General features: G+C 73.9%; 23 protein-coding genes. 11 read left to right on the top strand and 12 right to left on the bottom strand.

Annotated elements, in window-relative coordinates; translation table 11 throughout:
* The first annotated feature begins 14 nt into the window (after positions 1 to 14).
* Entirely contained in the window at positions 15 to 539 is a 525-nt protein-coding gene (locus ACZ404_RS08880; RefSeq protein WP_468437430.1) for a hypothetical protein, read from the top strand.
* A 10-nt stretch (positions 540 to 549) separates the two neighbouring features.
* Here the strand turns inward: ACZ404_RS08880 and ACZ404_RS08875 are convergent, their stop codons facing one another.
* Both ACZ404_RS08875 and ACZ404_RS08870 read right to left on the bottom strand, forming a co-directional pair.
* Complete coding sequence (locus tag ACZ404_RS08875) at positions 550 to 1977, bottom strand: carotenoid oxygenase family protein (RefSeq protein WP_468437428.1); 1428 nt, start codon at positions 1975 to 1977, stop codon at positions 550 to 552.
* Positions 1974 to 2606 (bottom strand): DUF3159 domain-containing protein, encoded by a 633-nt coding sequence (locus tag ACZ404_RS08870; protein WP_468437426.1) that lies wholly within the window; start codon positions 2604 to 2606, stop codon positions 1974 to 1976. The genes ACZ404_RS08875 and ACZ404_RS08870 overlap by 4 nt, the downstream gene beginning before the upstream one ends.
* A 171-nt stretch (positions 2607 to 2777) precedes the next feature.
* Here ACZ404_RS08870 and ACZ404_RS08865 point away from each other — a divergent pair, with 171 nt between their 5' ends.
* From ACZ404_RS08865 to hypE, 9 genes are all read left to right on the top strand, one after another.
* On the top strand, positions 2778 to 3239 hold the full coding sequence (locus tag ACZ404_RS08865) for a phage holin family protein (protein ID WP_468437424.1): 462 nt from the start codon (positions 2778 to 2780) through the stop codon (positions 3237 to 3239).
* A gap of 32 nt (positions 3240 to 3271) precedes the next feature.
* A complete protein-coding gene (locus ACZ404_RS08860) occupies positions 3272 to 3640 on the top strand; it encodes a hypothetical protein (protein WP_468437422.1) in 369 nt (122 codons plus the stop codon).
* Positions 3641 to 3706: 66 nt separating this feature from the next.
* A complete protein-coding gene (locus ACZ404_RS08855) occupies positions 3707 to 5413 on the top strand; it encodes an enoyl-CoA hydratase-related protein (protein WP_468437420.1) in 1707 nt (568 codons plus the stop codon).
* A gap of 14 nt (positions 5414 to 5427) precedes the next feature.
* Positions 5428 to 6018: a hydrogenase maturation protease gene (locus ACZ404_RS08850; protein ID WP_468437418.1), complete on the top strand. Its 591-nt coding sequence runs from the start codon at positions 5428 to 5430 to the stop codon at positions 6016 to 6018.
* A gap of 62 nt (positions 6019 to 6080) precedes the next feature.
* The gene (gene hypB, locus ACZ404_RS08845) at positions 6081 to 6806 is read left to right on the top strand and encodes a hydrogenase nickel incorporation protein HypB (protein ID WP_468437416.1); all 726 of its coding nucleotides are present in this window, start codon (positions 6081 to 6083) and stop codon (positions 6804 to 6806) included.
* Positions 6803 to 9157 carry a carbamoyltransferase HypF gene (gene hypF / locus ACZ404_RS08840; RefSeq protein WP_468437414.1) on the top strand — a complete coding sequence of 785 codons (2355 nt, stop codon included), beginning with the start codon at positions 6803 to 6805 and terminating at the stop codon, positions 9155 to 9157. The genes hypB and hypF overlap by 4 nt, the downstream gene beginning before the upstream one ends.
* Before the next feature lie 3 nt (positions 9158 to 9160).
* A complete protein-coding gene (locus ACZ404_RS08835; protein WP_468437412.1) occupies positions 9161 to 9451 on the top strand; it encodes a HypC/HybG/HupF family hydrogenase formation chaperone in 291 nt (96 codons plus the stop codon).
* Positions 9448 to 10593: a hydrogenase formation protein HypD gene (hypD, locus tag ACZ404_RS08830; protein WP_468437410.1), complete on the top strand. Its 1146-nt coding sequence runs from the start codon at positions 9448 to 9450 to the stop codon at positions 10591 to 10593. The genes ACZ404_RS08835 and hypD overlap by 4 nt, the downstream gene beginning before the upstream one ends.
* Positions 10586 to 11662: a hydrogenase expression/formation protein HypE gene (gene hypE / locus ACZ404_RS08825; protein WP_468437408.1), complete on the top strand. Its 1077-nt coding sequence runs from the start codon at positions 10586 to 10588 to the stop codon at positions 11660 to 11662. Before hypD ends, hypE begins: the two co-directional genes overlap by 8 nt.
* A gap of 65 nt (positions 11663 to 11727) precedes the next feature.
* Here hypE and hypA read toward each other — a convergent pair whose 3' ends face one another.
* Genes hypA through ACZ404_RS08780 form a run of 9 tightly spaced genes read right to left on the bottom strand, consistent with a single transcriptional unit; the run spans position 11728 to position 19083 of the window.
* Positions 11728 to 12075 (bottom strand): hydrogenase maturation nickel metallochaperone HypA, encoded by a 348-nt coding sequence (gene hypA / locus ACZ404_RS08820; RefSeq protein WP_468437406.1) that lies wholly within the window; start codon positions 12073 to 12075, stop codon positions 11728 to 11730.
* Positions 12076 to 12082: 7 nt separating this feature from the next.
* Complete coding sequence (locus ACZ404_RS08815) at positions 12083 to 12295, bottom strand: hypothetical protein (protein WP_468437404.1); 213 nt, start codon at positions 12293 to 12295, stop codon at positions 12083 to 12085.
* An 11-nt stretch (positions 12296 to 12306) separates the two neighbouring features.
* On the bottom strand, positions 12307 to 12513 hold the full coding sequence (locus tag ACZ404_RS08810) for a hypothetical protein (RefSeq protein ID WP_468437402.1): 207 nt from the start codon (positions 12511 to 12513) through the stop codon (positions 12307 to 12309).
* A gap of 21 nt (positions 12514 to 12534) precedes the next feature.
* Positions 12535 to 13131 (bottom strand): DUF5947 family protein, encoded by a 597-nt coding sequence (locus ACZ404_RS08805; protein WP_468437400.1) that lies wholly within the window; start codon positions 13129 to 13131, stop codon positions 12535 to 12537.
* A complete protein-coding gene (locus ACZ404_RS08800; RefSeq protein ID WP_468437398.1) occupies positions 13128 to 13691 on the bottom strand; it encodes a NifU family protein in 564 nt (187 codons plus the stop codon). The genes ACZ404_RS08805 and ACZ404_RS08800 overlap by 4 nt, the downstream gene beginning before the upstream one ends.
* Positions 13684 to 15477 (bottom strand): nickel-dependent hydrogenase large subunit, encoded by a 1794-nt coding sequence (locus ACZ404_RS08795; RefSeq protein ID WP_468437396.1) that lies wholly within the window; start codon positions 15475 to 15477, stop codon positions 13684 to 13686. The genes ACZ404_RS08800 and ACZ404_RS08795 overlap by 8 nt, the downstream gene beginning before the upstream one ends.
* A gap of 60 nt (positions 15478 to 15537) precedes the next feature.
* Positions 15538 to 16626 (bottom strand): NADH-quinone oxidoreductase subunit B family protein, encoded by a 1089-nt coding sequence (locus ACZ404_RS08790; RefSeq protein WP_468437394.1) that lies wholly within the window; start codon positions 16624 to 16626, stop codon positions 15538 to 15540.
* Positions 16623 to 17168 carry a hemerythrin domain-containing protein gene (locus tag ACZ404_RS08785; RefSeq protein ID WP_468437392.1) on the bottom strand — a complete coding sequence of 182 codons (546 nt, stop codon included), beginning with the start codon at positions 17166 to 17168 and terminating at the stop codon, positions 16623 to 16625. Before ACZ404_RS08785 ends, ACZ404_RS08790 begins: the two co-directional genes overlap by 4 nt.
* On the bottom strand, positions 17155 to 19083 hold the full coding sequence (locus ACZ404_RS08780) for a hypothetical protein (RefSeq protein WP_468437390.1): 1929 nt from the start codon (positions 19081 to 19083) through the stop codon (positions 17155 to 17157). The genes ACZ404_RS08785 and ACZ404_RS08780 overlap by 14 nt, the downstream gene beginning before the upstream one ends.
* A 266-nt stretch (positions 19084 to 19349) precedes the next feature.
* On the opposite strand from ACZ404_RS08780, the gene ACZ404_RS08775 reads away from it, so the two are divergent.
* Positions 19350 to 20318, top strand: a complete 969-nt coding sequence (locus ACZ404_RS08775; protein ID WP_468437388.1) for an extracellular catalytic domain type 1 short-chain-length polyhydroxyalkanoate depolymerase — start codon at positions 19350 to 19352, stop codon at positions 20316 to 20318.
* 12 nt (positions 20319 to 20330) lie between these two features.
* Here the strand turns inward: ACZ404_RS08775 and ACZ404_RS08770 are convergent, their stop codons facing one another.
* The gene (locus tag ACZ404_RS08770; protein ID WP_468438128.1) at positions 20331 to 20981 is read right to left on the bottom strand and encodes a DedA family protein; all 651 of its coding nucleotides are present in this window, start codon (positions 20979 to 20981) and stop codon (positions 20331 to 20333) included.
* Positions 20982 to 21034: the final 53 nt, after the last annotated feature.

Here is a 21034-nt window from a genome sequence, read left to right as displayed (position 1 = left end):
CGGACGGCCCGGCAGTGCCCACGGATCTCACCCCCCTCATCGCCGCGACGGCCCGCTGGCTGACGCGCTCCTACCCGCCGAGCGGCGGCGCGCTGGCCACGGCGCTGTGCGAGGCGCAGGCCCGGCAGGCGGTGACCGTCGCGGCGTGGCTGCGGTACCCGACCGAGATCGACGCCGGCCTCGTCACCCTGTCCGGCCCGGGCGGCGCCGCCCGCCTCGACTGGGTCACCGGCGCGGACACCGACGACGCCGACGACGAGGAATGGGGCTGGCGCACCTGGGTGGACGAGGTCGTGGCGAGCTGGGCCGCGACCCTGCTGACCGACCCGGAGCTGGCCGTGCAGGCCGTCGACGCCCTGGACGGCGGCGAGCACACCTCCGGCCCGCCGGTCGAGTTCCGCCGCCTGCTCGACCCCGACGACAGCGACCGCCGCGCCGCCGCGCTGCTGCGCCACCCCGACCTCCTCGCGCCGGTGGCCGAGCTGCACCAGGACCAGCTCATCGACCGCCTCCAGCAGGGCCCGGCACTCGCCGCCTGACGCCCACGCCCTACTCCTGCGTGGGCAGCCACGCCCCGTGCAGCCCGAGAGGCACCCGGACGGGGATGCGTACCCGCGCCAGCGGCCCGCCGGCCGGATCTTCGGCGGAAAAGACGAGCAGCATGCTGCTTGCGTCCGTGCGGTCGGTGGCGAAGGCGAGCCAGTAGCCGTGCCGGTCGTCGGCGTGGCCGGGGGAGGGGGCGAAGGAGGGTTCGCCCACCGACAGGTCGCCGCCCGCCCAGGACTGCGGGGTCGCGGCCGGATCCCCGGTGTCGTACCACCGCAGCGCGTCGAACTCGCCCGGCAGCAGCCCCGCCACCCGCCCGCTCCGCGCGGCCACCGCGACGCGGCCGTGCCGGCGGCCGATCCGGCGGTCGTCGATGCGCGGGAACTCGATCTCCGCGTCGTCCAGGGGCGTACGGCGCATCCGGCCGGACGCCGGGTCGATCACGGCGCTCATCAGCCTGCTGCGGTTGTCCTCCCCCTCCGGCTCGTCGCCCAGGGACAGCCGGGACCACTGCACGTACTGCAGCACCACCGTGCCGTCGGCCACGTCGTAGGCGTTCACGGTGTGCCACAGCCAGAAGGCGTCCTCGTGGGCCCAGCGCACCGGTGAGCCGTCGCGCGGGATCAGCGCCACCCGGGTGCCCGCCTCCGGGCGCCAGTCGATCAGCGAGCCGCCGCCCAGCGCCGCGGACAGGTCGAAGAACACCGGGCCGAGCACCAGCACCAGGTACCGGGCGGTGAGCGCCATGTCGTGGATCATCACCGGCGCGTCCAGCCCCGGCACGGGCGTCGGTCCCCGGGCGACCGTGCCGTCGGGCGCCACGAGCGACCAGGTCAGGTAAGGCGGCTCCAGCGCGTAGCAGAACACCGCCATCTCCCCGGTGACCGGGTCGGTCTTCGGATGCGCGGTGATCCCGGCCGGCAGCGCACCGCCGAAGGTCTCCCGGCCGAGGGTGTCCAGCTCCGGCGACATGCGGAACGGGCACGCCGACTCGGCGAGCGCCAGCAGCCGACCGGCGTGCCGGACCACGTTGATGTCCGGCAGGTCCTTGAACGTGTGGGCGAGTTCCGGGCCCACCTCCTGCGGCCCCGGCGTGATCAGCGACTCGATGCCGCCCCACAGCGCCCGCCCGGCCCGCTCCTCCGCGAGCAGCGCGGGAGTGCGCACGAAGCGGTTGCGGTACCGGGCCCGGCCCTGCTCCATCCACACCCCGTGCAGCATGCCGTCGCCGTCGATCGGATACAGGTACGAGCCGATCGGGGTGAACCGCGGATTGGGGCCGTTGCGCAGATAGACGCCGTCCAGGTCGGCGGGCAGCTCGCCCTCGACCGCCAGTGCGGCCACGTCGACCTCGTCGGTCACGGGGGCGAAGCGTCCGGACAGATGGGCCACGCGCGACGGGTCGAAGGAGCGTACGGCGGCACCGGTCATGGCGCCTCCCCGGACGGGGAGCGGGCCGAGCGCTCAGCAGCGGCACGCTGGGACTCCGGGTAGCGGCGGGTGAAGTTGACGGCCCACACCAGCAGCACCACCGGCAGCACCCAGTTCAGCCAGTCGCTCTCCGACGGTGCGCGCACGGCCAGCCAGCCCAGCACGGCGATGACGACGAACACCAGCCCCCACACCGCCGTCAGCACCCTGTTGACGTGCTTGAAGACCGGCGACTCCCAGACCTCGGGCGGGGTCGTGCGGCGGGCGTACTGCTCCGTGAACGGGCGGAACGCCAGCGACCCCAGGGCGATGACGGCGAGGGCACCGCTGGAGATCACCTGCGCGTACGTCTCCACCCCGGCCAGCTCCGACCGGTCCAGCGCCAGGGCCAGCACGCTGAGCACGGCGAAGAAGACGATGCCCGCCACGTCGAGCACCCCGATCCGGCCGCGCAGGATGTCCTGGCCGGACAGCGCGACCGCGGTGACGAGCGCCGCCAGTGCCGCGAACTCCCAGGTGCTGGGGCCGGAGACCACACCGAAGACGATCCACGGGGCGAAGGAGAGGAAGACACTGCCGAACCCGACCGGCGCGGACGTCCGGTCCCTGGTCGCCTCTTGCTGTGCCATGGCGATCACATCCGTCGCGGTGGAGCAGGCCCCCGGGGCGCCCGGAGCCCGGACTTCCATGCTGCCGCCGCCCGCGAGCCCCCGCATCCGCGCCCGCGCGGTGTCGGACCGGCCTGCGCGGGTACTGCGGCCCGTGCACGGACGGTACGGCCACGACAGGAGGCGGGTGCGATGCGGACGCGAGGCGACGGCACGGCGTCGGCGGCGGGCGGCATGACGGACGCCGCGGCACGGCTGGCCCAGGACACCGCCGAACTGGCCCGCCGGGAGATCCGGGCGGTCCAGGAGGAGGCGATGACCGCGCTCAGGCGGTTCGGCGCGGGCGGCGCGCTGCTCGCCGGAGCCGGCACCTGCGGCGTGCTCGCCCTGTGGTCGGCGCACGAGACGCTGCTGCGCGGACTGGAGTCGGTCATGCCCCGGGGCCGTGCCGCGGCCGTGCTGACATTCGGCTACGCCACGGCCGCCGCCGCCCTCGCGGTGGCCGCCCGGGAGCGGGTGCGGGCGGCGGCCGAGGCGACCGCCGGGGCCATGGAGAAGGAGGCGGGGGAGCTGGAACGAGAGCACGGTGACCTGCCGCAGACGCCGGGCACGCCCGGAGCGACGGCGGGCGGGGAAGCCGGGACCCAGCCCTGAACGCCGTGTACCGCACGGGGTAGGCCTGGCCCATGACCTTCAAGAACCCCGTCCACCGTGGCGGTCCGAGCCGGGGCCGGTTCGACCAGCTCGCCGAGTACGCCTCCAACTTCACCAGCTCCCCGGCGTTCTTCCTGTTCTGCCTGCTCCTCGTCGGCTTCTTCGTCGCCGCCCACGCCGCCCACCTGGACATCGAACTGCTGCTCCTGGCGGGCGAGTCCATGACGGCGGTGACGCTGCTGCTGCTCGCGCTGCTGAAGAACGCCGAGGTCCGGGCCGAGCACGCCATCCAGCGCAAGCTCGACGCGATCGCCGGTGCCCTGCTCGAGGCGCACAAGGACGAGCGGGGCCGAGCCTTCGAGGACCTGCGGAATGCGATCCGAATGGAGGAAGAGACCTGAGCGGGGCGGGCGAAACGCCGCAGGGGTTCTTCACGGCACCCCGGTGAAGGACGAACATGCCGTGTCATGGACATTTTGCTGGTCGCCAGCGCGTTCAACAGTCTCTCCCAGCGGGTGTACGCCGAGCTGTCGGACCGGGGGCACCGGGTGGGCGTCGTGCTCGCCACGCACGGAGCCGACCCCGTCCTGGCCGCCGTACGCGAGCAGCGCCCCGACCTGATCGTCGCGCCCATGCTGAAGACCGCCCTGCCCGAGGACGTCTGGCGGGAGCACACCTGCCTGATCGTGCACCCCGGGCCACCCGGCGACCGCGGGCCCTCGTCGCTGGACTGGGCGATCGCCGAACAGGCTCCGTCCTGGGGCGTGACGGTGCTGCAGGCCGAGGCGGCCATGGACGCCGGAGACATCTGGGCGGCGGAGCCGTTCCCGGTGCGGCCCGTCGGCAAGAGCGACCTGTACCGCAACGAGGCGTCGGACGCCGCCGTGGCCGCCGTCCTGCACGCCGTCGAACGGTACGCCGACGCCTCGTACAAGCCCCGGCCGCAGACCGACGACTCCGTCCGCGTCGTCTGGCGCGACTTCTTCCGGCAGGAGCGGCGCCGCATCGACTGGGAGAACGACAGCACGGACACCGTCCTGCGCAAGCTGCGGGGTGCCGACTCCCAGCCGGGCGTGCTCGACGAACTCCTCGGCCACGAGGTGTTCCTGCACGGCGGGCACCCCGAGGACGAGCTGCGCGGCCGCCCCGGCGACCTGCTCGCCACCCGCGCGGGCGCGGTGTGCCGGGCGACGCGTGACGGTGCCGTGTGGATCCCGGAACTGCGCCCGCGCAAGAACTCCGGTGACCCGGCGCCCTTCCGGCGTCCGGCGGCCTCGGTGCTCGCGTCCTTGTCCACCGACCGGCTGCCGGAGGTCCCGGTCCCGTTCGAGCTGCCCTCCGACCGCCGTACCTGGACCGACATCCGCTACCGGCAGCGGGGCGACGTAGGCTTCCTCGACTTCTCGTTCCCGGGCGGGGCGATGAGCACCGGCCAGTGCCGCAGACTGCTCGCCGCCTACGAGGAAGCGCTCGCCCGGCCGACCTCCGTGCTGGTGCTGGGCGGGGCCCGGGACTTCTTCTCCAACGGCATCCACCTCAATGTCATCGAGGCGGCCGCCGATCCGGCCGAGGAGTCGTGGGCCAACCTGAACGCCATGGACGACCTCGTCGAGGCGGTGCTGCGGACCACCGACCGGCTGGTGGTGGCCGCGCTCGCCGGCAACGCGGCGGCCGGTGGTGTCATGCTCGCCCTCGCCGCCGACCAGGTGTGGTGCCGCACCGGCGCCGTCCTCAACCCGCACTACCGGCGGATGGGGCTGTACGGCTCCGAGTTCTGGACGTACACCCTGCCCCGCCGCGCCGGCGCGGACACGGCCCGCCGGCTGACCGCCGAGGCGCTGCCGGTGAGCGCCGCGTCGGCCGAGCGGCTCGGCCTCGTCGACCGGCTGGTGCCCGCCGGGGCGGGGGCGTTCACCGCGGAGGTGGAACGGCTCGCCGCCGGGCTGGCCGCCGCCCCCGACCTGCGGCGACGCATCGCCGTCAAGGCCGCGGCACGTCACGCCGACGAGGAGCTGCGTCCGCTCGCGGACCACCGGCGCGACGAACTCGCCCGCATGCACGCCATCTTCTTCGACCCCGCCGCGCCGTACCACGCCCTCCGCTCGGCCTTCGTCCGCAAGAAGCCCACCGGCTCCCCCCGCCCGCTCACCCCGCCTCCCGGGAACCCGGAGTGACCCCGCTCCGCCCCGTGACGCCCTCCTCCGCGCGGCTGCTCGTCGCCGGGGTCGGGAACATCTTCCTCGGGGACGACGCGTTCGGGCCCGAGGTGATCCGGGCCCTCCAGGAGCGGCCGCTGCCGGACGAGGTGGAGGTGCGGGACTTCGGGATCCGGGGGATGGACCTCGCCTACGCGCTGCTGGACGGGTACGACACCGCCGTCCTGGTCGACGCCGCCGCCCGCGGACACGCCCCCGGCACCCTCAGCCTGATCGAGGCGGAACCCCCGGACGGCACGGTCGTGCCGGAGGCCCACGGGATGGATCCGGAGAAGGTGCTCGCGCTGGCCACGCACCTGGGTGACGAGCCGCTGCCCCGGGTCCTGGTGCTGGCCTGCGAGCCGGGCCTGCTGCCGGGCGGCGACGAGGACATCCTGCCGGGACTGGGCGCGGCCGTGCGCGAGGCCGTCGGCCGGGCCGTCGACGCCCTGCACACCCTGGTCCCCGTCCTGCTCGCCGATCCGGCCGCACCGGCCCCGCCGTTGGGCCGCCCGATGGAATCCGGGCCCCCGCGCGCGGCTGCGCTGCCCGGGGTTCACCCCGGCGCGGCCCAAGATCGATGAGACCCCGGTCCGTACGGGACACGGCCGGGGCTCCGCTTCCCGAACGGTGAGGAGCTGCGCCCATGTGCCGGTCCGACGTCAAGCAGGCCGTCCTGGCGAAGAACGACGACCTGGCCGCGAGCCTGCGCGACGAGTTGACCCGGCAGAGCGTCGCACTGGTCAACCTGCTCTCCAGCCCCGGCAGCGGCAAGACGGAGCTTCTCGGCCGTGTCCTGGCGCTGGCGGTGCAGCGCGGCACCGGGGTCGCCGCGCTCACCGCCGACCTGGCGACCGAGAACGACGCCGTGCGGCTGGCCCGTTCGGGCGCCCCCGTCCAGCAGCTCCTCACCGACGGACTCTGCCACCTGGAGGCCCGGCAGGTGCGCGGCCGCCTCGAGGGCTGGCTGCCCGCGGACACCGCGGTGCTCTTCGTGGAGAACGTCGGCAACCTCGTCTGCCCGGCGTCGTACGACCTCGGCGAGACCCTGCGGATCGTGCTGATGGCGGTGACCGAGGGCGAGGACAAGCCGCTGAAGTACCCCACCGCGTTCGGCTCCGCGCATCTCGTCGTCATCACCAAGACCGACCTGGCCGAGGCGGCCGGTTTCGACGAGGCCGCCTTCCGGGCGAACGTCCAGCGCGTCAACCCGGGCGTGGAGATCGTACGGTCGTGCGCGCGCACCGGCGACGGCGTCGACACCCTCCTGGAGCGCGCCCTCGCCGTCCGGGACGGCGCGCCGCCGCACCGGCCCCCGCTCGCCCCGCACCCCCACGGCCACCACCACCCCGCGTCCGCGGCCCTCTCGTGACGGCGCCCGTCACCGGCCCGGTCCGCCGCCGGATCACCGTGCGCGGCACCGTGCAGGGCGTCGGCTTCCGGCCGTATGTGCACCGCCTGGCCGCCGACCTCGCGCTCGCCGGCTTCGTGAGCAACACCGCGAACGGCGTGCTCATCGAGGTCGAGGGCCCGGCGCGGGACGTGGGCCGGTTCTACGACCGGCTGTCCGAACAGCCGCCCCCGCTCGCCACCGTGACCGGCGTCGGCTGCGAGGACCTGCCCGCCACCGGCGCCACCGGCCCGTTCGCGATCCGCTCCACCGAGCGCTCCCCGGGGCGCACCCAGCTCCCGCCCGACACCGCGACCTGCGCCGACTGCCTGCGCGAGCTGGCCGATCCGGCCGACCGCCGCCACCGCCACCCGTTCATCACGTGCACCCACTGCGGCCCCCGTTTCACCATCGCCACCGCGATGCCGTACGACCGCGTGGCCACCACCATGGCCGGCTTCCCCCTCTGTCCCCACTGCGCCCGCGAGTACGGCGACCCCGCCGACCGGCGCTTCCACGCCCAGCCCGTCGCGTGTCCCGACTGCGGCCCGCGGCTGAGCCTGATCCCCGCCGACGGCACCGGGGTCCGCCCGGCCCGGGACGCCGAGGCCCTGGCGACGGCACGGGCCCTGCTCGGCGCCGGGCGGATCGTCGCCGTCAAGGGCGTCGGCGGCTACCACCTGGCCTGCGACGCCACCGACCCGCGCGCCGTCGATGCCCTGCGTGCCCGCAAGGAGCGGGGCGGCAAGGCCTTCGCGGTGATGTGCGCCGACCTCGCCACCGTCGAGCGCATCGCGGTCGTCTCCGACGCCGAACGCGCCCACCTCACCGGCCCCCGGCGCCCCATCGTCCTGCTGCGCAGGCGCGTCCCGGCCGACGGTCCCCGCCTCGCCGACCAGGTCTGCCCCGGCAGCCCGCACGTGGGCGTGATGCTGCCCTACACCCCCGTGCACACCCTGCTCCTCGGGCTGCCCGGCGATCCCCCCGGCCCCCGGGTACTGGTCATGACCAGCGGCAACCGCTCCGGCGAACCCATCGTCACCGACGACGCCGAGGCGCTGACCCGGCTCGCCGGGCTGGCCGACGCCTGGCTGGCCCACGACCGGCCGATCGCCTCGCCGTGCGACGACTCCCTGCTGCGGGTGCGGCCCGACGGCAGCCCGCAGGTCCTGCGCCGGTCGCGCGGCCATGTGCCCCGCCCGCTCGGGCTGCCGCTCGCGGTGCGGCCCACGCTCGCTGTCGGCGGCGACCTGAAGAACGCCCTGTGCCTGGGCGAGGGCGACCAGGCCTGGTTCGGCCCGCACATCGGCGACATGGGCGACCTGGCCACCCTGGAGGCCGCCGGACGGGCCGAGGAGCACCTCGCCCGCCTCACCGGCGTCACGCCCGAGCGCATCGCCGCCGACCGCCACCCGGGCTACCGCTCGACGGCCCGGGCACACCGCCGCGCCCGCCAACTCGGCCTGGCGAGACCCGCGTTGGTCCAGCACCACCACGCCCACATCGCCTCCGCCATGGCCGAGCACGGCCTCGACGGCACCACTCCGGTGATCGGCGTCGCCTTCGACGGCACCGGCTACGGCGACGACGGCACGGTGTGGGGCGGTGAGGTCCTGCTCGCCGGCTACACCGGCTACCTGCGCTTCGCCCACCTGGACCCCGCCCCGCTGCCCGGCGGCGACGCGGGCGTGGCCAACCCCTGCCGGCTGGCGCTGGCCCGGCTGTGGGCGGCCGGGCTGCCCTGGTCACCCGACCTGCCGAGCGTCCTGGCCTGCACCGACGACGAACGGGCCGTACTGCGCCGGCAGTTGGAGCGGCAGGTGGCCTGCGTGCCGACCTCCAGCATGGGCCGGCTCTTCGACGCGGTGTCCTCCCTCGCCGGCGTGTGCCACCGCGCGGGCTACGAGGCGCAGGCCGCACTGGAACTGGAGGCAGCGGCGGCCGGGGCCTGGCACGCGGACGCGGCGGCGTACCCCTTCGGTCTCAGCGGCGGGGAACCGGTCGTCTGCAGCCCCGCACCGGCGCTTCGGGCGCTGCTCGAGGACCGGCGGCGCGGCGTTCCGGCACCGGTGCTGGCCGCCCGCTTCCACCGGGGCGTCGCCCGGGCCGTCGCGGAGATCTGCCGCCGGGCCCGCGCCGCGACCGGACGTGCCACCGTCGCCCTGACCGGCGGCGTCTTCGCCAACGGCCTGCTGGAGGAGGAGTGCGCCGCCCTGCTGGCCGGGGACGGGTTCACGGTCCTGCGGCACGGCGAAGTCCCCCCGAACGACGGCGGGTTGGCACTCGGCCAGCTCATGGTCGCGGGAACAGCAACCAACCACGAGACGGAGTGACCCATGTGTCTGGCCGTGCCCGGCAAGGTCGTCGCCATCGACGACGGCGCCGACCCGCTCACCGGGCTGATCGACTTCGGCGGCGTGCGCAAACAGGCGTGCCTGGAGTACCTGCCCGATGTGCGGGTGGGGGAGTACGTCATCGTCCACGTCGGCTTCGCCCTGCAGCGCCTGGACGAGGAGTCGGCCCGGGCGTCCCTGGAGCTGTTCGAGCAACTGGGGCTGCTGGAGGAGGAGTTCGGTGACGCCTGGGAGCAGGCGGCCCGGCAGGAGAGCGGGAGTGAAATCCGGTGAAGTACATCGACGAGTTCAACGACCCCGAGCTGGCGCGCCGGCTGCTGGACGAGATCCGCGCCACGGCCACCCGGCCCTGGGCGCTGATGGAGGTGTGCGGCGGCCAGACGCACTCCATCATCCGGCACGGCATCGACCAACTGCTGCCCGAGCAGGTGGAGTTGATCCACGGCCCCGGCTGCCCGGTGTGCGTCACGCCGCTCGAGGTCATCGACAAGGCGCTGGAGATCGCCGCCCGGCCCGAGGTGATCTTCTGCTCCTTCGGCGACATGCTGCGGGTGCCCGGCACCGACCGGGACCTGTTCCGGGTCAAGGGCGAGGGCGGTGACGTCCGCGTCGTGTACTCCCCGCTCGACGCCCTCGACCTCGCCCGCAAGAACCCCGGCCGGCAGGTGGTGTTCTTCGCGATCGGCTTCGAGACCACCGCCCCCGCCAACGCCATGGCCGTCCACCAGGCCCGCCGCCTCGGCCTGGACAACTTCAGCCTGCTGGTGTCGCACGTCCGGGTGCCCCCGGCGATCGAGGCCATCATGACGGCGCCGACCTGCCGGGTGCAGGGCTTCCTCGCCGCCGGGCACGTGTGCAGCGTGATGGGCACCGCCGAGTACCCGGAGCTGGCCGACAAGCACCGGGTGCCGATCGTGGTGACCGGTTTCGAGCCGCTGGACATCCTCGAGGGCATCCGCCGCGCCGTCCACCAGCTGGAGCGCGGCGAGCACCGGATCGAGAACGCCTACCCCCGGGCCGTGCGCGACCAGGGAAACCCGGCGGCCCTGCGCATGATCGAGGAGGTCTTCGAGGTCGCCGACCGCTCCTGGCGCGGCATCGGCCCCATCCCGGCCAGCGGCTGGCGGCTGTCCGACGCCTTCCGCGCCTACGACGCCGAGCACCGCTTCGACGTCACCGGCATCCGCACCGAGGAACCCGCCGTGTGCCGGGCCGGCGAGGTGCTGCAGGGCCTGATCAAGCCCACCGAGTGCGAGGCGTTCGGCAAGGCCTGCACCCCGCGCACCCCGCTCGGCGCCACCATGGTCTCCAACGAGGGCGCCTGCGCGGCCTACTACCTGTACCGCCGGATGAACGAGGGCACCCCGGCACAGGGTTCCCGCGTCCCGCAGGAGGAGATGAACCCCGTTGGCTGACCTCGCGACCCCCGGCACGGCCGTCGACCCGACGAACTGGACCTGCCCGGCACCCCTGCGCGACCAGCCGGTCGTCGTCATGGGCCACGGCGGAGGCGGCGCCCTGTCCGCCGAGCTGATCGAGCAGGTCTTCGCCCCGGCCTACGGCAACCCCACCCTGGCCGCCCTCACCGACTCCGCCGTCCTGGAACTGGGCGGGGCCCGGCTGGCCTTCTCCACCGACTCCTACGTCGTGCGGCCGCTGTTCTTCCCCGGCGGCAGCCTCGGCGACCTTGCCGTCAACGGCACCGTCAACGACCTGGCGATGAGCGGGGCGAGACCGGCGTACCTGTCCACCGCCTTCGTCCTGGAGGAGGGCGTCCAGCTCGCCGTCGTCGAGCGGATCGCCCGCGCCATCGGGACCGCCGCCGAGGCGGCCGGCGTCACCGTGGCCACCGGCGACACCAAGGTCGTGGAGTCCGGGCACGGCGACGGCGTCTACGTCACCACCGCCGGCGTCGGCCTCGTCCCCGACGGCGTCGACATCCGCCCGCAGCGCGCCCGGCCGGGCGACGCCGTCATCGTCAGCGGCCCGATCGGCCTGCACGGCGTGGCGATCATGAGCGTGCGGGAGGGCCTGGAGTTCGGGGTCGAGATCGCCTCCGACACCGCACCACTGGCCGGCCTCGTCGCGGCCATGCTGGCGGTCACCCCGGACCTGCACGTCCTGCGCGACCCCACCCGGGGCGGCCTGGGCGCGTCGCTCAACGAGATCGCCCGCGCCTCGGGCACCGGCGTCCGGCTGCGCGAGCGCGCCATCCCGGTGCCCGAGGAGGTCGCCAACGCCTGCGGATTCCTCGGCCTGGACCCGCTGTACGTCGCCAACGAGGGCCGGCTCGTCGCCTTCGTGCCGCCCGAGCACGCCGAGGCCGTACTGGCGGCGATGCACGCCCATCCGCAGGGCGCCGGCGCCGCCGTCATCGGCGAGTGCGTGCCGGACCACCCGGGCATGGTCGTCGTCGCCACCGGTCTGGGCGGCACCCGGGTGGTGGACCTGCCGCTGGGCGAGCAGCTGCCGCGCATCTGCTGACCGGGCCCCGACGACGAACCGGCCCCCCGCTCCGAAGGGCGGGGGGCCGGTTCACCGTGCTGTGGTCACGCCGCCGCTTCGACGCCCGTGATCTCCAGCTCCCGGCCGCTGCGCAGCTCCTGCGAGGGCCGGTCGCAGCGCGGGCACCAGAAGAACGGCGGCATGCCCACCGCGAACTCCTCGGCGCACGGCGCGCACCAGGCGTGCGCGGTCACCTGCTCCACGACGAGGTCGGCACCGGCCAGTGCCGTACCGTCCCGGGCCACCTCGAACGCGAAGTGCAGGGCGTCCGGCACCACGCCCGCCAGCTCGCCGACCCGGACGGTCACCGACGAGACGCCGCCCGCGCCGTCCGCGCGGGCGATCGCCTCGGCCTGCTCCACGATCGCGGTCGCGATCGACAGCTCGTGCACGGCCGGCTCACGGGTAGCGGCGGGCCGCGCGCATGCCCCCGGTCAGGCGGTAGATCTTCAGCTCCCGCGTGATGCCGGGCAGCTCCTTCACGAACAGCGCCAGCATCAGCCCGCCCATCAGGGCGGCCTGCGCCATCAGCAGCCGGCGCCCGGACATCGTCGGCACCGCGGTCCTTCCTCTGCGGCCCGAGACCATGGCCCTCAGTCGGTGCTCCTTCATGGCGTGCCCTCTCATCCCGGCGAGATGTTCGGCATGACCTTCAGCAGGGCGTCATGCCGCTTCCAGTGGATCCCCGTGGAGCGGCGCGCGTCGGAGGTGCCGTCCTCGTGGTGTCCGCTCTGATGCTTGTAGGGGCCCTTGTTGCCCTGGTGCAGGCCGGGCACGTGGGTGGGCGTGTCGGGCCTTGCCTGGGGGCGGCCCACTCTGATGTTGCCCATGACTGTTCTCCTTCCAGGCCTTCACGGCCGCTCGGTGAGCTCCGCGAAGAACCGTTCGACGGCCGGCCAGACGTCACCGCCGCCGGACAGGCCCCGCCACACGCGGCGGACGAGGGCGACCATCCGGTAGCAGTCGTCGATCGGCACGATCCAGTGCTCGTCGTGGCCGCGCACCGTGTTCACCAGCAGCGCCTCCACGTCGAGTGCCACGGAAGCGAGCGGCGGACACATCGCGGCCAGCCGCTGCCAGGCGCCGGCGTCCACCTCCCACCGCATGGCCCCGGCCGGGCTCGGCCCCTGGGCGGTCACCGTGCCGTCGGAGCGCGGCACGAAGAAGACCAGGCCCACCGGTACGCCCAGCACGCCCGTGTCGACCGGCGCCAGCCGCACCCGGCGCCGGGGCACGAGCCGGTAGCGGCCCTCGCCCGCTCCGTCCCCGGCGAACAGCACCGAGCACGGGCCGCACACGCAGCGCACCTCGGCGGCGCCGGTGTCGTACAGATGCGGGTGCTCCTCGGCCACGCGGGCGGCGCACAGCTCGCAGACCTCGGCCTCGGCCGCCGCGGCGCGGTCGGCGGCGGACCGGATGACCCGGGCCAGGGCGCCGTCCACGCTCACCGCGCCTCCCCCGCCGCGGGCCGCCGCGTGAGCGTGCTCAGGGGGACGAAGGCGGCGGCCGGCCGCCGCCCGGCCGGGACCTGCTCCACCGCCTGCAGCTCCGGAGCGGCGGCCAGCACCGCCGCGCGGACGGCCTCGGTGACATCGGCGGAGCCGCCGCCGCACCCGGAACCGCAGCCGCCACCGGTGCTCACCCGGACCCGTGCCACCTGCCCGTCCACGCCGGCCCACTCCAGGTCCCCGCCGCGCTCGCGCACGGCCGGACGCAGCTTCGCCACCGCCCGGGCCGCACGGCGCTCCGGGGGCTCGGGGTGGACGTCGTGCAGCACCAGCAGGTGCCCCACCAGCTCGTCGTCCGCCAGCCGCTCGCGCAGCCGGTCGTCGGCGTGGTCCATGACCCGGGCGAGCGCCTCGCCGTAGACCTCCGTCAGCACGCTCACCGCCGCCAGCGCCTCGCGCGCCGACGGCCCGGCAGCGGACTCCAGCGCCGCGAGCAACGCGTCGAGGCGGGCGAGCCGCGCCTCCACCTCGGGGTCCGCGAGCCGTCCGGCGTCAGGCATGGCCGGCCCCGTAGGTCGGCGAGTGCACGGTGGTCAGCGTCTTGCCCTTGCCCATGTACATGTGCACCCCGCACGGCAGACAGGGGTCGAAACTGCGCACGGTGCGCATGATGTCGACGCCCTTGAAGTCGTCGGGACCGTTCTCCTCGAAGATGGGCTGTCCCTGGACGGCGTCCTCGTACGGTCCCGGGGTGCCGTAGATGTCGCGGGGGCTGGCGTTCCACGGGGTGGGCGGGTACGGGTGGTAGTTGGCGATCTTCTTGTCCCTGATCACCAGGTGGTGGGAGAGCACACCCCGCACCGCCTCGTGGAAGCCGCAGCCGATCGCGTCGTCGGGGACCTCGAAGTTCTCGAACACCTTGGTGTCCCCGGAGCGCAGCAACTGCATCGCCTCCTCCAGGAACTGCAGGGCCATCGCGGCTGCGTAGGCGACGAAGTAGGGACGGGCGCGGTCCCGCTCGATGGTGTTGCTCCACTTCGGGATGTGCCACTCCAGGGTCGTCTCCGGCAGCGAGTCGCCCTTCGGCAGCGAGATGCGCACACTGCTGCCGGTGGCCTTGACGTACGGCGTGTCGACCAGGCCGCTGAGCGCGGTGGACCACAGCCGGGCGAGGGGGCCGCCGCCGGTGTCGAGGGCGAGGTGCTGACCCGATTCCGGGTGGTACCAGCGCGGGCTCATCACCCAGCTGTAGTTGCCGTCGAAGTCCCGCTTCTGCGGGACCGGGACGGTCGTCTGGTTCCACGGGTGGCGCATGTCGACGGGGTTGCCGAGCGGGTCGTGGGTGACGAACGGCTGCTCGTTGACCCAGTCCTCGTAGAAGGAGCTGCCCAGCATGATGCGCAGACCGAGGTTGATGTCGATCAGGTTGTTGGTGACCAGCTTGCCGTCGACGATGATGCCCGGGGTGACGTACATCGCCTTGCCCCAGCGGTTCATGTTCTCGTAGCGGTAGTCGACCACGTCCGGGTTCTGCCAGGCGCCCCAGCAGCCCAGCAGGACGCGCCGCCTGCCGACCTCCTCGTAGCCGGGCAGGGCCTCGTAGAAGAAGTCGAAGACGTCGTCGTTCATCGCCACCGCCTTCTTCACGAAGTCGATGACGCGCATCAGCCGGGCGAGGTAGTCGGTGAAGGTGTTCGGCTGCGGCATCGTGCCGACGCCGCCCGGGTACAGCGTGGAGGGGTGGACGTGCCGCCCCTCCATGAGGCAGAACATCTCCCGGGTGACCCGGCTGACCTTCAGCGCCTCCTTGTAGACCTCGCCCTCGAAGGGGTTGAAGGCCTTCATGATGTCGGCGATGGTCCGGTAGCCGTGAATGTCACCGCGGGGTGCGTCCGTGCGCTCGGCGCGGGCCAGGACACCGGGGTTGGTGGCCTTGACCATCGCCTCGCAGAAGTCCACGAAGACCAGGTTGTCCTGGAAGATCGTGTGGTCGAACATGTACTCGGCCGCTTCGCCGAGATTGGTGATGTGCTCGGCCAGCCTCGGCGGCTTGACGCCGTAGGCCATCTGCTGGGCGTAGTTGGAGCAGGTGGTGTGGTTGTCGCCGCAGATGCCGCAGATCCGGGACGTGATGAAACCGGCGTCGCGCGGGTCCTTGCCCTTCATGAAGACCGAGTAGCCCCGGAAGAGCGACGAGGTGCTGCGGCAGTCCACGACCTCCTGGTTGGCGAAGTCGATCTTCGTGTAGATGCCGAGGTTGCCGATGATCCGGGTGATCGGATCCCAGGACATGTCGACGATCTGGGCAGGTTTGCGCTCTCTGGGTCTGGACTCGGTGGTGGTCATCTGCGGTGTCGTCCCTCGCTGTTCGGGTCGGGCGGGTCGGTGGGGAGGCGGGACGTGCGGTCACGCACGCCAGTGCGGGTCGTAACCGCTGGTCAGCTTCTGCTTGTTGTGCCGCCACTTGGGCTCGTGGTTCACCATGACGTTGGTCAGGCCGCGCAGCCGGCGCACGACGGCTCCGTACGGCTTGATGACCATCGACGACAAGGTGCCGCCGGGGGGTTCGTCCATGAACGGCATGAACGCGTCCGGGAAGCCGGGCATCGTGCAGCCGATGCAGATGCCGCCGACGTTCGGGCAGCCGCCGATGCCGGCCATCCAGCCGCGCTTGGGCACGTTGCAGTTGACCACCGGACCCCAGCACCCCGTCTTGACCAGGCACTTGGGGGAGTTGTAGTCGACGCCGAAGTCGGCCTGCTCGTAGTACGAACCCCGGTCGCAGCCCTCGTGCACGGTCTTGCCGAACAGCCACTGCGGACGCAGCATGTGGTCCAGCGGGGGCGGCGGCGCGGCACCGGCGGCGTGCTGGAGCACCCAGACCAGGGTCTCCATGAAGTTCTCCGGCTGGATGGGGCAGCCGGGGACGTTGACCACCGGCAGGCCCGCCGTCGACTTGAAGTCCCAGCCCAGGTAGTCCGCGAGTCCCATGCAGCCGGTCGGGTTGCCGGCCATCGCGTGGATGCCGCCGTACGTCGCACAGGTGCCGGCGGCGACCACCGCCCAGGCCTTCGGCGCCAGTTGGTCGATCCACCAGTTGAGCGTCTGCGGCTCTCCGGTGTCCGGGTCGTTGCCGAACGACGTCCAGTAGCCGCCGCCCTCGATGATGTTCTGGTTCGGGATGGATCCCTCGATGACGAGGATGAACGGGGACAGTTCACCTCGCGCGGCCGCTCGGTACGGTGCGAGGAAGTCCTCGCCGCCCAGGCTCGGGGAGAGCACCTTGTTGACCAGGTTCACCTTGGGCAGGCCGGGGATGAGACCCAGCACCACGTCCTCGATGGAGGGCTGGCCGGCGGCGGTCAGCGACACGGTGTCGCCGTCGCAGCTCATGCCCTCGGAGATCCAGAGGATGTGGATCTCGTCCAGTCCCTTGCGCTCCTCGGACCGGCTGGTCTCGCCGCGCACCTCGGTGGTACCGCTCTGAGTGGTCATGTCGTCGGCCTCCGCTGCAATCGGTCTCGGAGTCGGTCGTAGGCCGCGGCCACCGGGGCCGCGAGGGTGAGTGCGGGTGGCTGGACGGGGGCGTGCGGGTGCGGCCGGGTCGGCGCGCCGCGCTTGGCCCGGCCGATCAACTGGCCGAGCTCGTCCAGGTCCTGCGGGGAGACGGCCTCCCGCAGACGGGGCATCAGGACGCCCTCCTCCTCCCGGATGTGCTCCGTGACCTCGCGCTGCAGCTCGGCCACGAGGTCGTCGGCTCGCCGGTCGCCCTCGCCGAGCCGGTCGAGTTCGACCAGCGTCTTCTTCACCGCCATGTGCTCGTTCAGGTGCTCGTCGATCTCCCGCTCACCGTCCGGGAGCACCTTCTTGGCCAGGGGGTAGAGGAGCATCTCCTCCAGGGCGGCGTGCTTGGACAGCTCGCGCACCAGCAGTTCCACCACGCCGCGGCGCTGCCGGTCGGAAGCGGCGGCGTCGTAGTCGCGGAACAGCTGCTCCACCATCCGGTGGTCGTGCGCCAGCACCTCAAGGGCGTCCATAGGGCCGTCCCTCCTCCGGCCTGCCGGCCGGCCATCGGGGCCGCGGGGACTGCGGCCGGGGTTCGTGCACCGGGCCCGGCGCGTCCGCGGACGACAGCGGTTCGAGCTCGTCGGGCCGGAAGTAGTGGAAACGGCCGTACCAGCCGTGCAGTTCGGCGGCGGGATCGTCGTCGACGGTCACCGCGAGGTGCACGCTGCCGTCCACGTCGTGGAACACCCCGGCCACCCGGGCCGACCGCCCCGCCAGGAACATGTCCTGGGCATCGGCACCCCGGGCCCGCGGCCGCAACCGGACCCGTGCACCGCGCCCGACGGCCACCCCGCCGACCACCACCGTGTCGGACACCGGCGACAGCCCGTCGTCACCACCCTCCGCCCACCATGCGGACCGCTCCGGCGCGGGGGGCTGCTGGGGGGCGGCTGTCGCGGGAACCACGCAGGCCGCCCGCGCATCGCGGCTCACGTCGACCACGCGGGACGCGCCGGCTGCGGGGGCCACGGGGATCGCGGTGGCGTCGTGGGTCGCTGATGCCCCGCCCGGCCCGGCGGCTTCGCAGCCCGCGGATGCCGTGGGCGTCGCGGGGGCCTTGCGGGGCGTGGGGGCTTCGGGTGCCTCGGCGGTCGCGGCGGCCCCGGGGGCCGGCGACGCCTTGCGCGGCCCGTGGGTTTCGCAGGCCGCGACCGTCGCCAAGGCCGTCAGGGCCTCACGGGGCGCGTCGGCTTCGGGGACCTCGGCCGCCGGTGTCGCGTGCGTCTCGGGAGTCGTGGAGATCGGGGTGTTCTCGGGTGTCGCCGGGGTGAGGGAGCGGATGGCGCCGTGCAGGCGGGCGAAGACCTCTCGGGGCATGGTGTCGACGCGGTCGAGGATCTGCGCGGCCCGCGGGTCGGTGGCGCGGGCCTCGGCCTTCTCCTCGTCCGTCAGCAGCATCGTGCGCAGCGTCAGGATCTCGTCGATCTCCGCCGCGTCGTGCAGGTCGCCCGGGCTCTCCGGGGCCACCTGCGGACGGTCCGGGAGGATGATCGGCGCGGAGAGCACCACGGGACCGGTCCCGCCCGTCTCCTGGGCCCCGCCGCCGAGCACCGGGAACGTGAACGCGTTGCGGCAGCCGCGCACGTGCTCCGCCAGCGCGGCGGGCGGATCGATCAGCGAGACGAACTCCACCCCGTCACCGCCGATCAGCGTGTGGGCGGCCAGCAGCGCCTGCCCCAGCACCTCGCCCCGAGGACCGTGGGGGTCCTGGGCGCGCCCGGTGTTCTCCGTGCGCACCCGCAGCCGGCACAGGTCGTCGGTGATCCGCTCGGCCACGACCGTGGTCCGCGCCCGGACCTCCGCACGCCGCCGCACGACCCGCCCGGCGCCGCCGGGCAGCAGCTCGGTCTCCGCCCCGGCCGGCGCCCCGGCGTCGGCGCCGCACGCGCCGCGCAGCAACTCCTCCAGCGGCCACTCCAGGGCGACTTCGTGCGGGACCGCCTCCTCGAAGGTGAGATGGGCCGTGCCGTCGTCCGTCCGCAGGGACTCCACCGGTTCGTACCGGCCGTCCGCACCGGCCGCCTCCACCTGCTTGTACTGCAGTTGCAGGTAGCGCACCCGCACCCGGACGACCGCGCCGGGCCGCCGGACCCGTACCGGGCACTCGGTCTGCTGGTACCAGGAGTCCGCGGAGCCGGACACCCCCGGGACGACGGGCCCGTCCGCCTCCGCCCGGTTCCGGGGCAGCAGTACCCCGAACTGCCAGCGGACGCGGTTCTTGGCGGAGGACCGGCGGTACGGGTACAGCAGATACCCCTCGTACAGGACCGCGTCGGCCACGCCGCTCATGCGCGCGAAGTCGTCGCCGGACGCCTCGTCCGCCGCCGCTGCCTCGCCCGCCACGGCAGCGCACGCCGTACCGCTGCCGCCGCCCGTCTCGGCCATTCCGCCTCCTCACACCGGTGCACCGCGCCATCCCTTCCACCACGGTCACACCCATCACGCCCGCTCGCCCCTCCGGCGGACCGCCATTGGGCCGCTCAGGGGACGGGAGGGGGAAGGAGAGCGGACATCTGCGTGCGCCCGTGCCGCCCGAGCCTGAGCGACCGTCACCCGCGGAGGCCGGCCGCCGGCCCCGCACCATGGCCCGGCGGCGCATTGTGGGGCCCGGGCCCATGTCGCCGGGCCGCCCGCTCCCTCACCATCCCGGCATGCAGACCTCAGCCGCACGTCTGACCGCCGTCCTGGTGGCCCTCGTGGCCGCCCTCACCGCCGGTCTCCTCACACCCCCTGCGGCGGCCGCGGCCGCCACGCTGACCGAAGTCACCGCCTTCGGCACCAACCCCGGCGCCCTGCGCATGTTCCGCCACGACCCCCCGGACCTGCCGGCGAACGCCCCCGTCGTCGTCGTGCTGCACGGCTGCACCCAGAACGCCGGGTACGCCGTCGACAGCGGCTGGACCGCGCTCGCGGACCGCTGGCACTTCTCCGTGGTGGCCCCGCAGCAGAGCACGGCCAACAACCTCGGCGCATGCTTCGACTGGTTCCAGCCCGGTGACATCGAGCGCGGCGACGGCGAGGCCGCCTCGATCGCCCAGATGGTCGACCGCCAGCTCGCCGACGTCCACGGCGACCCCTCCCGCGTCTTCGTCACCGGCCTGTCCGCCGGCGGCGGGATGACGGCGGTGATGATGGCGACGTACCCGGAGCGGTTCCGGGCGGCGGGCATCGTCGCCGGGCTGCCCTACGACTGCGCCGCCGCGGCCGGGGGCCCGTACCCGTGCATGTACGGCTGGGCGCGCCAGGCACCCGGCCAGTGGGGCGACCGCGTCCGCACCGCCCGCCCCGGTTACACCGGCCCCTGGCCCGCTCTCACCGTCTTCCAGGGCACCGCGGACGGCACCGTGAAGCCGTCGAACATGACGGACCTGGTCGCCCAGTGGACCGACGTCCAGGGCGCCGACCAGCACGCGGACCTCTCCGACACCGTGGCCGGATACCCGCACCAGGTCTACGACGACCCCGCCGGGCGGCCCGTGGTGGAGACGTACGGCATCACCGGCATGGGCCACGGCCAGCCCGTCGACCCGGCGACCGGCTGCGGCACGACCGGCCCGTACCTCCTCGACGTCCACCTGTGCGCCGCCTACCGGCTCGGCCACGCCTGGGGTCTCGGCTGACCGTGCCGGACGTCAGCCGCCGTCCCCACCCGAGCGGTCCCGCCGGGCGCGCCGCGTCCGGCGGGCCTCCGCCAGCAGCGGCAGCAGCGAGAGCACGACGATCACCGCGACCAGCGGCAGCAGATAGTCGTCCACGTGGGAGACCGAGGAGCCGAGCAGGTACCCGGCGAGCACGAGGCTCTGGGACCACAGCACGCCGCCCACGGACTGCCACACGGTGAACGGCCGCGCCGGCACCCCGAGCGCACCGGCCGCCGGGTGCAGCACGGTCCGCACCATCGGGATGAAGCGCCCCAGGACGAGCGCCTTGCCGTAGCCGTAGCGGGCCAGGAGCCGCTCGGCCCGCGCCGCGCCCTTCCTCACCCGCGGGCTCGAGGTGCGGCCGAGGAGGGCCCGCCCGCCGTGCCGCCCCAGCAGATACCCCACCTGCCCCCCGGCCACCGCGCCCACGGCCGCGCACAGCAGTACCTGCCACAGCTCGAGCCGCGCCGGCTGGCCGGAGCTCGTGGCGCACAGCACACCCGCCGGGAACAGCAGCGTGTCGCCGGGCAGGAAGAAGCCGACGACCAGCAGACCGGACTCGGCGAAGAGCACCACCAGGACGCCCAGCGCGCCGAAGGCAGCGAGCAGCGAGGCGCTGTCCGTCGGATTGACGGCGATCACCACCCTCGCCTCCCGCCCCAGCTCGCCGGCCGCTGCCCCTCAAGTGTCCCGTG

The sequence above is a fragment of the Streptomyces sp. NPDC030798 genome (assembly GCF_055572275.1).
The sequence above is the reverse complement of the archived record's forward strand: the minus strand, read 5'-3'. Positions and strand labels throughout refer to the sequence as shown.

What these genes read in the sequence shown, in the direction of transcription:
- ACZ404_RS08810 (WP_468437402.1), bottom strand. Translation starts at nt 12,513, where the DNA reads ATGGGCAACATCAGAGTGGGCCGCCCCCAGGCAAGGCCCGACACGCCC.
- ACZ404_RS08835 (WP_468437412.1), top strand. Translation starts at nt 9,161, where the DNA reads ATGTGTCTGGCCGTGCCCGGCAAGGTCGTCGCCATCGACGACGGCGCC.
- ACZ404_RS08875 (WP_468437428.1), bottom strand. Translation starts at nt 1,977, where the DNA reads ATGACCGGTGCCGCCGTACGCTCCTTCGACCCGTCGCGCGTGGCCCAT.
- ACZ404_RS08860 (WP_468437422.1), top strand. Translation starts at nt 3,272, where the DNA reads ATGACCTTCAAGAACCCCGTCCACCGTGGCGGTCCGAGCCGGGGCCGG.
- ACZ404_RS08870 (WP_468437426.1), bottom strand. Translation starts at nt 2,606, where the DNA reads ATGGCACAGCAAGAGGCGACCAGGGACCGGACGTCCGCGCCGGTCGGG.
- ACZ404_RS08790 (WP_468437394.1), bottom strand. Translation starts at nt 16,626, where the DNA reads ATGACCACTCAGAGCGGTACCACCGAGGTGCGCGGCGAGACCAGCCGG.
- ACZ404_RS08865 (WP_468437424.1), top strand. Translation starts at nt 2,778, where the DNA reads ATGCGGACGCGAGGCGACGGCACGGCGTCGGCGGCGGGCGGCATGACG.
- ACZ404_RS08815 (WP_468437404.1), bottom strand. Translation starts at nt 12,295, where the DNA reads ATGAAGGAGCACCGACTGAGGGCCATGGTCTCGGGCCGCAGAGGAAGG.
- hypB (WP_468437416.1), top strand. Translation starts at nt 6,081, where the DNA reads ATGTGCCGGTCCGACGTCAAGCAGGCCGTCCTGGCGAAGAACGACGAC.
- ACZ404_RS08795 (WP_468437396.1), bottom strand. Translation starts at nt 15,477, where the DNA reads ATGACCACCACCGAGTCCAGACCCAGAGAGCGCAAACCTGCCCAGATC.
- ACZ404_RS08855 (WP_468437420.1), top strand. Translation starts at nt 3,707, where the DNA reads ATGGACATTTTGCTGGTCGCCAGCGCGTTCAACAGTCTCTCCCAGCGG.
- ACZ404_RS08775 (WP_468437388.1), top strand. Translation starts at nt 19,350, where the DNA reads ATGCAGACCTCAGCCGCACGTCTGACCGCCGTCCTGGTGGCCCTCGTG.
- ACZ404_RS08800 (WP_468437398.1), bottom strand. Translation starts at nt 13,691, where the DNA reads ATGCCTGACGCCGGACGGCTCGCGGACCCCGAGGTGGAGGCGCGGCTC.
- ACZ404_RS08785 (WP_468437392.1), bottom strand. Translation starts at nt 17,168, where the DNA reads ATGGACGCCCTTGAGGTGCTGGCGCACGACCACCGGATGGTGGAGCAG.
- ACZ404_RS08780 (WP_468437390.1), bottom strand. Translation starts at nt 19,083, where the DNA reads ATGGCCGAGACGGGCGGCGGCAGCGGTACGGCGTGCGCTGCCGTGGCG.